Origin of the sequence: Streptomyces abyssalis (assembly GCF_001751365.1) — a bacterium.
Classification (GTDB): Bacteria; Actinomycetota; Actinomycetes; order Streptomycetales; family Streptomycetaceae; genus Streptomyces; species Streptomyces abyssalis.
Genome location: NZ_LJGT01000035.1, coordinates 127,324 through 140,419 on the forward strand (window position 1 = coordinate 127,324; position 13,096 = coordinate 140,419).

12 protein-coding genes are annotated in these 13,096 nt (G+C 71.1%); 4 read left to right on the forward strand and 8 right to left on the reverse strand.

The genetic code is table 11. From position 1 onward, the window contains the following. Positions 1-105: 105 nt before the first annotated feature. From AN215_RS00810 to AN215_RS00820, 3 genes are read right to left on the reverse strand one after another with little or no spacing between them, the layout of a single operon-like run. Positions 106-933: an SDR family NAD(P)-dependent oxidoreductase gene (locus AN215_RS00810; RefSeq protein ID WP_216093786.1), complete on the reverse strand. Its 828-nt coding sequence runs from the start codon at positions 931-933 to the stop codon at positions 106-108. Further along, positions 930-2,414, reverse strand: a complete 1,485-nt coding sequence (locus AN215_RS00815) for an aldehyde dehydrogenase family protein (RefSeq protein WP_245694123.1) — start codon at positions 2,412-2,414, stop codon at positions 930-932. The genes AN215_RS00810 and AN215_RS00815 overlap by 4 nt, the downstream gene beginning before the upstream one ends. Beyond that, positions 2,411-3,655 carry a M20 family metallopeptidase gene (locus AN215_RS00820; protein WP_070008763.1) on the reverse strand — a complete coding sequence of 415 codons (1,245 nt, stop codon included), beginning with the start codon at positions 3,653-3,655 and terminating at the stop codon, positions 2,411-2,413. Before AN215_RS00820 ends, AN215_RS00815 begins: the two co-directional genes overlap by 4 nt. Positions 3,656-3,796: 141 nt before the next feature. Between AN215_RS00820 and AN215_RS00825 the strand changes: the two genes are divergently transcribed. Beyond that, on the forward strand, positions 3,797-4,615 hold the full coding sequence (locus tag AN215_RS00825; RefSeq protein WP_245694125.1) for a FadR/GntR family transcriptional regulator: 819 nt from the start codon (positions 3,797-3,799) through the stop codon (positions 4,613-4,615). Positions 4,616-4,658: 43 nt separating this feature from the next. Here the strand turns inward: AN215_RS00825 and AN215_RS00830 are convergent, their stop codons facing one another. Both AN215_RS00830 and AN215_RS00835 read right to left on the reverse strand, forming a co-directional pair. Then, complete coding sequence (locus AN215_RS00830) at positions 4,659-6,041, reverse strand: FAD-binding oxidoreductase (RefSeq protein ID WP_070008765.1); 1,383 nt, start codon at positions 6,039-6,041, stop codon at positions 4,659-4,661. A 138-nt stretch (positions 6,042-6,179) separates the two neighbouring features. Beyond that, positions 6,180-7,145: an aldo/keto reductase gene (locus tag AN215_RS00835; protein WP_070008766.1), complete on the reverse strand. Its 966-nt coding sequence runs from the start codon at positions 7,143-7,145 to the stop codon at positions 6,180-6,182. 224 nt (positions 7,146-7,369) lie between these two features. Here AN215_RS00835 and AN215_RS00840 point away from each other — a divergent pair, with 224 nt between their 5' ends. Continuing rightward, positions 7,370-8,326, forward strand: a complete 957-nt coding sequence (locus AN215_RS00840) for an IS481 family transposase (protein WP_070008767.1) — start codon at positions 7,370-7,372, stop codon at positions 8,324-8,326. Here AN215_RS00840 and AN215_RS00845 read toward each other — a convergent pair. Next, on the reverse strand, positions 8,323-9,072 hold the full coding sequence (locus AN215_RS00845) for a TetR/AcrR family transcriptional regulator (RefSeq protein ID WP_070008768.1): 750 nt from the start codon (positions 9,070-9,072) through the stop codon (positions 8,323-8,325). The two genes, AN215_RS00840 and AN215_RS00845, sit on opposite strands and share 4 nt — an antisense overlap. A 349-nt stretch (positions 9,073-9,421) precedes the next feature. On the opposite strand from AN215_RS00845, the gene AN215_RS00850 reads away from it, so the two are divergent. Together AN215_RS00850 and AN215_RS00855 are read left to right on the forward strand one after the other, a co-directional pair. Beyond that, positions 9,422-10,330: an SMP-30/gluconolactonase/LRE family protein gene (locus tag AN215_RS00850; protein ID WP_070008769.1), complete on the forward strand. Its 909-nt coding sequence runs from the start codon at positions 9,422-9,424 to the stop codon at positions 10,328-10,330. Between the two features lie 84 nt (positions 10,331-10,414). Further along, positions 10,415-11,398 (forward strand): LLM class flavin-dependent oxidoreductase, encoded by a 984-nt coding sequence (locus AN215_RS00855; protein ID WP_245694127.1) that lies wholly within the window; start codon positions 10,415-10,417, stop codon positions 11,396-11,398. A gap of 110 nt (positions 11,399-11,508) precedes the next feature. Here the strand turns inward: AN215_RS00855 and AN215_RS00860 are convergent, their stop codons facing one another. Both AN215_RS00860 and AN215_RS00865 read right to left on the reverse strand, forming a co-directional pair. Beyond that, positions 11,509-12,213, reverse strand: a complete 705-nt coding sequence (locus tag AN215_RS00860; RefSeq protein ID WP_070008771.1) for a DUF2470 domain-containing protein — start codon at positions 12,211-12,213, stop codon at positions 11,509-11,511. Positions 12,214-12,518: 305 nt separating this feature from the next. Beyond that, positions 12,519-13,096 (reverse strand): alpha/beta hydrolase (locus AN215_RS00865; RefSeq protein WP_488803501.1); only part of this gene is annotated, 578 nt, incomplete at its 5' end.

A 13,096-nucleotide genomic window follows, 5' to 3' on the forward strand; every position in this document is an offset into this window, starting at 1 on the left:
TGTCCTGCTTTTCGTCCGCTGCTCGTTCTCCGCTGCCCGGAGCCCGGTGCCCGGTGCCGGCCGCTCGGCATTTCCGCAGGCCGGACCGGAAGCCCGCCGGAAGGGCTACAGCGACGGTTCGAAACGGCCGTCCACCGCCGTCCAGCCACCGTCCACACTCAGCACGCTGCCGGTGACGTACGTCGAGGCGTCCGAGACGAGATACGCGACGGCCCCCGCGATCTCCTCCGCGCCTGCCCACCGCCCGAGCGCCGACGCCTGCGCATACGCGTCGTACCACTGCGGATCGGCGGCGATCTGATCGGTCAGCGGGGTACGCACCACCCCCGGTGCCACCGCGTTGAATCGCACTCCGCGCGGCCCCCACTCCGCGGCCGCGGTACGCAGCAACTGCACAAGCCCCGCCTTCGAGGCCGCGTACACGCTCTGGCCCGCCTCGACCTGGAACGCCCGCATCGAAGCCAGCCCCACGACGCTGCCCCGGCCCCGCTCGGCCATCCCCGGCGCCACCGACTGCACGAGCGTCAGATACGCCCGCAGATTGAGCCCGATGACCCGGTCGAAGTCGGACGGCGTGTAGTCGGCGATCCGCTTGCGCACATTGGCGCCCACCGTGACGACGAGGCCGTCCAGTTCTCCCCACCCGGCCACGGCCTCCCGAACTGCGGCGTCGTCCAGCACGTCGAGGGTGCATGCGCTGACCGCGCCCGTGCCGGCCCCCGGCGCCGGGCGCTCACCGGCGGCGAGCCGCGCCGTCTCCTGCGCGCCCTGCGCGTCCCTGTCCGCGACCACCACCTCAGCACCGTGCGCGGCCAGCGCCCGCACCGATTCCCGGCCGATGCCGCTGGCCCCGCCGACCACCGCCACGCGGCGCCCGTCCAGGCGGAACAGATCCGCGTACGCCACCTTGCTCTCCTCCCTTGCCGCGCTCACCGCCGGAACACCGCCATCCGCGTCACCGTCATCTCCTCGATCGCGAACCGCGGACCCTCCCGGCCGGTCCCCGAGTCCTTCACGCCGCCGTACGGTGCGATGTCGCAGCGGTAGCCGGGGACCTCGTTGACGACGACGCCTCCGGTCTCCAGCTCCTCGACGGCGTCGAGGGCCGCTCCGAGATCCCGAGTGAAGACCGCCGCGTGCAGCCCGTACCGGCTGGCGTTGACCGTCGCGTACGCGGCATCCAGATCGGGCACGGACCGCAGGCACACCACCGGCCCGAAGATCTCCTCGTCCCAGGCGGGCTCGCCGTCGGGCACCCCGGCCAGCAGCGTCGGCGTCACGCACGGGCCGCTGCGGGTACCGCCGTGCACCAGCCGCGCTCCCGCGGCACGGGCACGTTCGATCCAGGAGCACACCCGCTGCGTCGCCGCTTCGTCGATGAGCGCCGAAACCCTGGTGTCCGGCTCGCGTGGATCACCGACGACGACGCCGGGCAGCCGCTCGGTGATCTTCCGCTCGAGCTCGCCGGCGATCTCCTCCACGGCGATCACGCGCTGTACGGAGATGCAGGCCTGACCCGAGGCGTAGAAACCGCCGCGCACCACGGCGTCCGCCGCCGCGTCGAGATCGGCGTCGGCGGCCACCACCAGCGCCGCGTTCGAGCCGAGCTCCAGGACCACCTTGCGCGGTGCCGCCTCGCGCGCGATGCGGTGCCCGATCTCCGCGGACCCCGTGAAGGAGACCGCCGCCACGTCCGGATGCGTCGTCAGCGCCCGCCCCACGCCGGCGCCGCCGGTGACCATCTGCACCGCTCCGGCCGGCGCCCCGGCCGCCGTCAGCTGCTCCCGCACGAGCGCGACGAGCCACAGCGTCGCGAGCGGCGTCGCCGGCGCGGGCTTGACGATCACAGGACAGCCGGCGGCGATCGCCGGAGCGATCTTGTGCGAGGCCAGCATCATCGGATAGTTGAACCCGGCGACCCCGACGACGACACCGACCGGCCGGCGCGTCCAGAACCCCGTCAGGCCGTCGCCGGTCGGCAGGCCGTCCAGCGGCACCGTCTCACCGTGCACGCGGGACACCTCGTCGGCCGCTGCCTCCCACGTGGCCACGGCCCGCACCACCTCTGTGCGGCAGTCCGTGCGGGGCTTGCCCGTCTCCAGTACGAGCAGATCCTCCATACCGCGGGCCGACTCCTGCAGCGCCGCGGCGACTCCGGTGAGGACCCGCCGCCGTACCCGTGTCGGCAGCTTCGCGACCTGCCTGCGCAGTTGAGCCGCGTGCCCGGCCGCCCGCAGCGCGAGCGCCTCGTCGCCGACCGGGGCGGGAGCGACCTCGCTGCCGTCGTACGGGAAGCGCACCGGCTCCCGGCGCTCGGCGGGCACCCCCTCGTCGCCGACGGGAAGCGAACCGGTCAGGCCGTCCGGAAGGAAGCCGGCGAGCAGGGGACCGCCGGAAGGTGAGAAGGCGTTCACCGTGCCGCCCCCTCGGACTCCCGGGGCCCCGCGGTGAGGAAGTGCCGGGCGGCGGCCGCGTAGACCCTCGCGTATTCGCCGATCTCGGCGACCTCGACGTATTCGTCCTTCTGGTGCGCGATCCACTTGCCGCCCGGGCCGTAGACCACGGTCGGCAGGCCCGCGTCACGGGTGAGGATCGTGCCGTCCGTGGTGCCCGGCACCGCCCCGAACGCGGGTGCGGAGCCGTGCTCGGCGCGGTGCCCGGCGACCAGCGCGGCGACGACGGGATGGTCCTCGCCGATCTCGATCGCGGGCCGGTCGTCGACGACGGTCGTCGCGACCGTGACGCCGGCCGTCCCGGCGGCGTCGGCCGCCGCCTTCCGCACACGGGCGATCAGTTCGGCGTGGTCGGTGCCGGGAACCGTGCGTACGTCGACGCCGACCATGCCGTGTGCGGGAATGACATTGAGCTGTTCCGGGTCCCCCGCGTGCAGCACGGTCGGCGTCACGGTCACCGCCCCGGCATGCGGATGCGTGCCGAAGCGCCGCACGGCCCACCCCTCCACTTCCGCGAGGGCCTCGACGATCCGGGCTCCGGCAACCAGAGGAGAACGCGCCTCCTGCGGCATCGCGCCGTGCGCCATGACGCCCGTGAGGTCCAGCCGGAGGCGGATGCCGCCGCGGGCCGAGGTGCACACCTCGTAGCCTTCGGGCTCACAGACGACGACCCCGTCCACCCCGGCCGCGAGCGATGAGGCCGCGAACGCCTTGGCGCCGAGCATCATCCCCTCCTCGTCGCACAGCACGCCGAGGACGATCCGTCCTGGGAAGGGGCCGGCGAGCTGCAGCCCCCGTACGCCGTGGATCATCGCGGCCAGGCCGGACTTCATGTCGGCCGAGCCCCGGCCCCACAGCCTGCCGTCGCGGATCTCGCCGCCGTACGGGTCGACGCTCCAGTCCTCGACGCGTCCCTCCGTGACGACGTCGGTGTGCCCCTCGAACATCAGCGTCGGCCCGTCCCCGCCGCCGCCCTCGACGACGGCGACGAGGTTCGGGCGTCCCGGGGCGACCTCGGTCACCTCGTACTCCCAGCCGAACTCGGTGAAGAGCTCCGCGAGCAGGCCGACGGCCGGCTCCTCCACGCCGCCGTCTCCCGCATCGCTCACGGTGCGCAGCCGCACCAGATCGCGGGTGAGACGGACGGCGGCCTCCGCGTCGACCACGGGATCACGCGGCGGAGCACCAGGACTGGAACGCATGTGGCAACCCTCCAAGACACCTGGCCAGGCAACCAGGAGACTGGTCAGACCAGTTGAATTCCCGTACTCTCCTAGGGCGCTCACGCCCCGGTCAAGGGGGAGAACATGCCGTTTCCTCCGCCGGAGCGGAGGTCCGGGGCCGTGAGTACGAGGAGTCCAGGAGCCGACCGGTACGACGAGGGGGAGCAGATGTCCGCGGAGGAGGCCATCTTCCAGCCGGTGGAGCCGGTGCGCGCATACCAGCGCGTCGCGGAACAGATCGAGGAGCGCATCCTCAGCGGCGACCTTCCGCCGGGCTCACGGCTCCCCGGCGAGCGCGAGCTGGTCAGCCAGTTTGCCGTCGGACGCTCCACGGTCCGCGAAGCACTGCGCGTACTGCAGTCCGCCGGGCTTGTACGCTCCCGGCCCGGCGACCCCCTGGGGGCCGAGGTCCTCGGCATCACCCCGGACAACCTCAGCCGCACCCTGGGACGGCTCGCCCGTTCCCATCTGTCCACCCTCGGCGAGCTGGTGCAGTTCCGCATGGTGCTGGACGCCGAGAGCAACCGCCTCGCCGCCCGTCTGCACAGCGAGAGCGACCTGGCGCGCATGGCGGAGCAGATCGAGCGGATGGAGACGCTCAGCGCCGGAGAGGCCGGGCTGCACGCCTTCAGCGAGGCCGACGCGCTCTTCCACCAGGCCGTGGCCGAGGCCAGCGGCAACTCGCTGCTGGGCCTGTGCGCACGCGCCGTCCACGACGCCGTCGTCGAGGTCATCGAGGAGAAGATTGCGGTGGCCGCCGACGCCACCGTCTGGATGCAGCGTTCCATCGCCCACCACCGGCAGGTCCTCGCCGCGATCCGCGACGGCGACGGTGCGCTCGCTGCCCGCCTGGGCCGCCAGGCGCTCTACGACTACTACGCCGACCGCGTCGAGGAAGGCACCCGGCGTCTGCTCAGCGCAGCCCTCGACGAGGAGTGACGCACAGCAGCGGCGTGCCGTCACCCGCGACGGCCTCGCGCGCTCAGGCGGCAGGCTGGATGTTGTGGTTGAGCCGGAAGACGTTCTCCGGGTCGAAGTAGGCCTTGACCGCGGCCAGGCGCTCGTAGTTCTCAGGCCCGAAGCCGGCGACGATCCGGTCCTGGCCCTCCTGTCCGATGAAGTTCAGATACACGGCACCGCTCGCCCAGGGCTGCAGATCGCTGCGCAGGCCGCGTGCCCACTCCTTCGCCCGGGCGTCGTCGGCGGGATCGTCCCAGAGGCCGAACGGATGCACCGTCCACGGGGCGCTGCGCCAGGGCAGCGGATACAGACCGGCGTCCCGCGCGACCGCGCCGCCCTGGGGGAAGAGCACATGCTGGGACGGCGAGGGAACCACCATGTCGTGAGCCCGCGCGCAGAAAAGATCCACGGCCTCGTCGGGAAACGCGTCGAGGTGCTCCGCGGACCAGTAGTTCCGGTAGCCGGGCGGGTCGTCGAGCATGCTCTGCAGCTCCGCATACGGCATCTCGGCGATCATCTCTCCCGCGTGGCCGAGCCGGAGCATGGGAGCCATGACGTCGCGGGCCTGTGACTCCGGCCCGGTGTAGGTGATCAGCACGGCGCAGGCGAGTCTCCCGGCGAGGTCCTCCGGGACGAAGGACTCCTGACCCGCCGTCAGGCAGATCAGCCCCCCGCCCACCTGGTCGGGCGCGTTCTCCATGAAATCCCTGTACTCGCGCACCACTTGGGGCGTGGCTTCCTCCGGCCAGATCAGCAGTGCGGCGGTCAGCACGGGCAGGGGATGCAGCCTCAGCGTCATCGACGTCACCACGCCGAAATTGCCGCCGCCCCCGTGCAGTGCCCAGAACAGCTCGCTGTCGCTGTGCGCCGTCGCCCGTACGAGACTGCCGTCCGCCGTCACCAGCTCGGCGGCCAGGAGGTTGTCGCAGGCCAGCCCGAAGGCGCGCTCCAGCCACCCCGAGCCTCCGCCGAGCACGAACCCGCCGACACCGGTCGTGGAGACGCGGCCGCCGGTCGTGGCCAGCCCGTAGGGCTGGACGGCGGTGTCGAGATCACGCATGGTGGCGCCTCCGCCCACCCGCACCGTGCGGGCCGCGGGATCGACGGTGACGCCGTTCATCTCGCGCAAGTCCACCACGAGACCGTCGCAGGTGGAGTTGCCGGCGACGCTGTGGCCGCCGCCGCGCACCGCGATCGGCAGGCCTTCCGCGCGGCCGTAGGCGACTGCCCGGGCGACCTCCGCCTCGTTGTGGGGCAGAGCGATCAGCGCGGGGGAGCGGTCGATCATGGCGTTGAAGACGGCGCGGGTCTCCTCGTAGGAGGGGTCGCCTGGTGTGAGCAGGGTGCCGGTGAAGCCCGTGCGCAGGCCGGTGAGTGTGCTGTCGTGCAGCATCCGGGACGACATTTTGTCCCCCTTCCTCCTGCTTTCGACGGTAACGCCGGGCGGAGGCCGTCTCCGGAGGATGCGGACGCCGCCGTCACGGGGACGAGTGACCTGCTGTGCGCGGCGGTGACCGGACGGTTCCGGTCCGAGAGGTGCCGTTCAGGTCCAGGGCAGGGCTGACCGGTGTCGCCAGTAGTCGGTGGCCGGCACAGCCAGGGCAGACAGCTGCTCGACGTGACCGTCCGTGAGGTGCGCGGCCGGCGCCGAGACGTTGCCGTCGAGCTGCCCTGTGGTGGCGGCGCCGGACAGGACGATGTCGGCCCACGGTTCCCGCAGTACGGCGGCGATGGCCAGGGCATCGGGTGCGGTGCCGGTCTCCCGGGCGAGGCGGCCGAGGGGCGAGCCGGCAGCCTCGTGCACGAGACGCCCGTTGGCGAGGGCTTCCTTGACGATCACGGTGCGTCCGGCTTCGTGCGCTTCGGCGAGCGCGGGTCCCGCCGAGGGTTCGAGCAGGTTGTACGTGGCCTGGACGCTGGAGAAGAGCGGGCCGCCGTCGACCGTGACCCGAAGAGCGGCGCGGATGGCGGCCGGCTGCCCGGGACCGGACGTGGACAGGCCGATGGTGACGCCTTCGGCGGCGAGAGCGGCGAGTGCGTCCTGCAGGGCACGGTCCGTGAGCACGGGGCTGTCGGGAGTCACCGAGTGGACCTGGTAGAGGTCGAGGCGGCCGCCGAGAAAGCCGCGCGTCTCGGCCAGTTGGCGTTCGAAGGTGGCCAGGCTGTGGTCCTTCACCTCGTGCACCGTCGCGTCGGCACGCCACTCGGCCGTGTACGTGTAGCCCCACTTGCTGCCGATCACCGCATCGTCGGCCTCCGGGCGGCTCCGCAGCCAGCCGGCAAGGAACTCCTCCGCTCTCCCGTACGAGCGGGCGACGTCGAAGTACCGCACCCCGCGTTCGTACGCCGCGTCCAGTACCGCGCGGACACGTGCCTCCATCGCCTCGGCCGTCCGCTCGGCGGGCAGGTCGGACTCCCGGCCGAGGTTGATGTAGCCGGGGCGCCCGAGGGCGGCCAGACCGAGTCCGATCCGGGTGGCGGAAACAGCGGCGGGACGGTTGAACGGCACTGGCACATCCTCCGGTTGGCGTGAGCTGGTCCGGCCGGGCAGAACAACGAAGAGCGGTCCGTGCCGCCGCCACGTGAGCGCCCCAGGGCGGCCCGCCGCCGGCGACGTGGAGGAAGCTGCTAGCTGTATTGATCATGAGCGTTGTTAACTCTGGGGTCTTGATCAATAGCGAAGACCTCCGCTGTGGTGGAGCTGTCTAAGGACTGCACCGCAGGGAGGTCTTCGTGTCCCACCGTAATGCCCGTCTGACTGTTCATGGCAGGCGGCTGCTGGTCGATCGTGTCCGTTCCGGCTGTCCCGTCGCTCATGTTGCGGGTGCGATGGGGATCTCCCGGGTCACCGCCCACAAGTGGGTCCGCCGCTGGCGCCGGGAGGGCGAAGCAGGGCTGCACGACCGCTCCAGCCGACCGCACACCACGCCGCGTCGCACCCCGGCCGCAGACGAGGCCCGGGTGTGCGAACTGCGCCGGATCCGCAAGCTGGGACCGGCCAGGATCGGGCCGATCCTGGGCCTGCCCGCCTCGACCGTTCACCGGATACTGACGCGGCATGGTCTGCACCGGCTGGCCTGGATGGACCGACCCACTGGAACCGTGATCCGACGCTACGAACGCGCGGCTCCCGGCGAGTTGGTACACGTCGATGTCAAGAAGCTCGGACGTATCCCCGATGGCGGCGGCTGGCGTGTCCACGGCCGGGCCGAGAGCCGGCTCACCAAGACCGGTGTCGGCTTCGATTACATCCACTCCGCCGTCGATGACCACAGCCGCCTGGCCTACAGCGAGGTCCACACCGATGAGAAGGCAGCCACATGCGCCGGCTTCCTCTACCGAGCGGCCGCCCACTTTGCCCACCACGGCATCCGCCGCATCGAGCGGGTGCTGACCGACAACGCCTGGTCCTACCGCAAGAGCAGCTTGTTCCAGCAGGCTCTGACCGATCTCGGCGCGACGGGCAAGCGCACCCGCGCCTACCGGCCACAGACCAACGGCAAGGTCGAGCGCTTCAACCGCACCCTTCTCGATGAATGGGCCTACCAACAGCCCTACGCCAGCAACGCAGAGCGCACAGCCGCACTGGACAGCTTCCTGCACACCTACAACCACCACCGATGCCACACAGCACTGGGAGGCCAGCCACCAATCAGCCGTGTGAACAACGCATCAGGTCAATACAGCTAGCCGGTGACCGGGACCGGGGAGCTGCTCGCCTTCCGGCCGCTGCGTGACCGCGGCGGCGCGGTCGTGGACCGGCCGTCCTCCGAGGCGGTCCCCGCCACCATCCGCAGAGCGAGATCGGCGTAGAACTCGCCGAGTTCCTCCGGGGAGTCGGGCCCGTCCAGCCGGTACCAGCGGACCAGGTCGATGCCGAGCGAGAGCGTGCCGCGTACGACCCTGTTCACGTCGACTTGCGCGAAGGAGCCGTCCGCGACGCCGCCGGCGACGACGTCGCGGAACACCTCGTTGGTGCGGCGACGCAGCTGCCGGATCTCGTCGTAGTGGTCCGGGGCGAGCCCGTTGAGTTCGTACTGGCAGACCCGCGCCGCCACATGATGGCGTGCGTGCCAGGCGGTGTACCGCCTCATGAGCAGGTGCAGACGGTCCGCGGCACCGCCGGCCGCCTCGACTTCGGGCACCTGTATGTGAGCGAGAGCGCGCTCGTGGCCGATGCGCGTGATCTCGTACAGCACGAGCTCCTTGGACGGGAAGTGCACATACAGCGCGGCCGGACTGAGCCCGACACCCGCGCAGATGTCGCGCGTGGTCGTGGCGTGAAAGCCGTTCGCGGCGAAGCAGCGGACCGCGGAGGCGAGCAGACTGCGGGCGACGTCTCCGAAGTCCTCGCTCCACAGATCCGGGGACTGGTCCTGCAGGCGGGGGTCGCCCTCCATCTCCCCTGGTGTGAAACGGGCCTGCCGTTTGGCCATGCCGAGACGCCTTTCCTGCGGTTCCGGTACGGATCCTGGCTTCGCTGCCGGCTCGGTTCCGGCTCGCATGCGGTGCCCGCTCGGTGAGGCTCCGCGTCACGAGCGCCTCGAACTGTGTACCACGCGCCGGTGACCATGCGCTCAGTCACCGTCCCGCCGCCGCCCCTTCCCGAAGTCGTCGTCCGGACCCTTGACACCCGTTCCCGCTGGAATGACTATGCGCTTAGTCAGTACGTCCCACAAGCCTCGCTGCGCCGCCCTCGTGACGTGCGACGTGGCCGCCCCCAGGAGCCACCGTGGGACCAGGCCTTCCGAACTGCCCACGACGGCGTGGGGGAACGAGGTCACGATGGAGGAAGTACAGCCGTCTGCCCGGGAGTTGACAGTCGTGCTGGAGGGCTACTCCTACCTGGAGTGCCCGCGGTGGCACGACGGCCGGCTGTGGGTGTCGGACTTCTACACCAACCAGGTCGTGGCGACCGACGGCCGCGGCGGCACCGAGGTCGTGGCGGAGGTGCCCGGCCAGCCGTCCGGGCTCGGTTTCCTGCCCGACGGGCGCGCACTGATCGTCTCGATGCGCGATCACCGTGTCCTCGCCCGCGACGCGACGGGAGAGCTGACCGAGCACGCCGACCTGTCAGGCGCCGTCTCCGGAGTGCTGAACGACATGGTCGTCGACGAGCACGGACGTGCCTTCGTCGGCAACTTCGGCTTCGACCTCATGGGCGGGGCCGCTCTGCGGTACACCACCCTCACCCGTGTCGACCCGGACGGCACCGTGACGACCGCGGCACAGGACCTCGGCTTCCCCAACGGCATGGTGATCCTGCCGGGCGGAGTCCTGGTCGTCGCGGAGACGTTCGCCGGGAGGCTGACCGCCTTCGACGTCGGCGGGGACGGCGAGTTGACCAACCGGCGCGTATGGGCGCAGTTCGGCGAGACGCCCGGCACCGAGGACGTCGGTGAGGCCGTCGAGCGTCTCGAGGTCGGTCCCGACGGGCTCTGCGCGGACGCCGACGGCGCGATCTGGGTGGCGGACGCGCTGCACCACCGCGTACTGCGCGTCGCAGAGGGCGGCGAGATCCTGGAGGAGATACCCACGGGGACCGGCGTGTTCGCCTGCATGCTCGGCGGTGACGACGGCCGAACCCTGTTCCTGTGCGCTGCGCCCTCCTTCCCGGAACACGAACGCCGCCCGGTGCGCGAAGCCCAACTGCTGGCGGTACGCGTCGACATCCCGCACGCCGGCCTGCCTTGACCGAATCGGCCGCGTGCCTGCGGCGCCCGGCCGCCTGTCCCGTTCCGCCCGATCCGACATCTGAGAAATGGAGGGGCCGTGGAGGTGTCCTGTGCTTTCCCGACCGCCCTCGACTCACCGGACAACATCGCACTGGCCGAGCGCCTTGGATACGCGCGGGCCTGGGTGTACGACACGCCTCAGCAGAGCCCGGACGTGTGGATGACCCTCGCTCTGGCCGCCGAGAGGACGGAGCGGATCGGCCTCGGGCCGGGGGTGCTGATCCCCAGCCTGCGCCACCCGATGGTCAATGCCGCCGCGACCGCCACCCTCACCGAACTGGCCCCCGGCCGCGTCGCGGTCGCCTTCGGCACCGGGTTCACCGGCCGCCGCGCCATGGGGTACCGCGCGATCACCTGGTCCTACATGGACTCCTACATCCGCGCCTACCGGGGGCTGCTCCGGGGCGAGGTCGTCGAGTGGGAGGGGGCGCAGATGCAGATGCTGCACCCCGACGGGCACGCTCCCGCCCGCCCGGTCGACGTTCCCGTCCTGATCAGCGCGCTCGGCCCCAAGGGACACGGAGTGACGAAGGAGATCGGCGACGGCCTTTACGTCACTCTCCAGTTGCCGGAGTTCATGAAGGAGTACTCGTGGGTGCCCAACCTGGTATGGGGAACGGTGCTCGACGAAGGGGAAGCCTCGGACTCCGAGCACGCCCGCCTGGCCGGCGGACCGGGCTGGGCCCTGGCCTACCACGGGGCTTATGAATTCGGCGGCCCCTCCGCGGTGCGTGAACTCCCGGGCGGCGCGGAGTGGATGGACGCCGTGGAGCGGGCCCCCGAGGAGCGCCGTCACCTCGCGGTCCACGAGGGGCACTGCGTCGAGCTCAACGAAGCCGACGAGGCTGCGTGGAAGGCCGGCGGTCACCGGATGCTCCAGGACGTGACGGTCAGCGGCACCCGTGACCAAGTCCGGCGCCGCCTGGACGACTTCGCCGCACAGGGCGTCACGGAGATCGTCTTCCAGCCCTGCGGGCCCGATACCCGCGCCGAACTGGAACGGTTCCTGGAGGCGGCCGAATCCTGACCCGGCCCGCCGCAACTCTCCGCCCCGGCGTCACGTTCGTCCGGGGACGGCGGCGGCGTCAACACCGGTGCGCGGCCCGTGAATTGGTGACCCCTGCCCGGGGTCGTCGATCAGGTCAGCAGGCAGTTGGGGTGGGATGCGCGGCGGGCCGCGGCCAGCAGGGCCTGGAACCGGGAGTCGACCTGGTCGGGGTGGGTCACGGGCGACGCGAAAGGCAGCCGGGCATCGCAGTGGGTTCCGGAGTACTCCAGTCGCAGCGTCACCCCGTAACGGTCGAGCGCCACAGGGACAGCGCGCAGTACGCCCCTGTTTGGCTGCGGGCGTACGAGTCGCAGCAGCAGCGGCACGAACTCGCGGTGACCGTCCAGCAGATGCGTGAGCAAACCCGCCTCGCAGGTGGCCAGTGGGTCTGGCGCTGCCGACTGCAACTCCTCCAGCGTCACGAACGTTCGTCCGCGGGAGTCTTCGAGAAGCGCCTGTCCGAACTCCATGCAGGTGCTCGCCGTGGCGCCCTCGTCGTACGGGGCTGCCAGCAGTCCGGTCAGGGTGACCTGGGCCCGCAGCCGGTCCCGTACCGGTGTGGGCGCGATGTCGGTCAGCTCCAGCCTCACCGGGACACGCCTCTCGCTGCCGGCGGGAGCGGACTCGGGGGGTGCGTGAAGGTGGACGTGCCCCGTCGCCCCGGTCTCGTGGAGCCGGTGCACTTCGGTGTGGAGCCCGTCGCTGACCACCGTCATCGAGTGGGCCGCGACCAGGATCGAGCGCACTCGTTCGGCGTGGGTCGGCTGCGTGACGCGGGCGCGGAAGGGACGCATCCAAGTTCTCCCATGGCAGCAGGCGGAAGACTCTGAACTGAGTCAGTTAGGTAAGCCTAACCTAACTGCTAGGTGAGTGTGGGCCGGGGTGACCGAGTCAGCTGGTCGTACTGGCGAGGCACTGCCTGCGTCGTGGTGGGCTGGCGCCCGACCCACAAAGGCGCGCGGCAGAGCCGCGGCGAGCAGGCGTCCGCCGCGCCATGAAGAGTCCTGGCAGTAGGCGGCGCCTTACCCGGCCCCCAAGTGCCGAGGAACTGGCGCAGCAGGCCGGCGTTCAGGCGGCGAACGAGCCATGCGTGCCGCTGTTATTCGTCGGAGTCGTAAACAGTCAGCTCGCCATGCTTGGAGAAGAGGGCGGGAAGGTCCGTCGGTCGGCCGCGGAGCTCGGCGTCGAGAAAGCCGATCGTCAGCTCGGTGATGATGCGGTTGCCTTCGGTGCGCCCGCGGGTGCCGACCAGCCACGGCACCGGCGGCCACCACAGCGGCGCGTCAGTGAAGGTCGGGTGGGTGGTGCCGGGGATCGTGAGCAGGTAGCCGGTCTTCGTGCTGCGCTCGAGTCCTCGCCCCAAGTGAGGGAGATAGGTGGGATTTTCCTCCAGCCCCGATCGGTTGGTGAGCGCCGGCGCCGGCTGGTCATACGAACTGGGTCGGGCGTCGTATGGACGGCCGTCGAGGGCTATCACTGCGGAGAGGCGCTCATCGGCGCGGGCCGCCTGGAAGGCGCCTCCCACGCCGGCCGACATGCCGACGACAGCGGCAAGGTCGGTGTCCAGCCGACCGGCGAGGGTGCTCTTCACTTCGCCGCTGTCGAGGCGGCCGAGGTGGGTGGGGAAGGCGTTCGGGGCTGTGAGGTTGAGCATTGTGACAGGTGAGGAATCCCTCG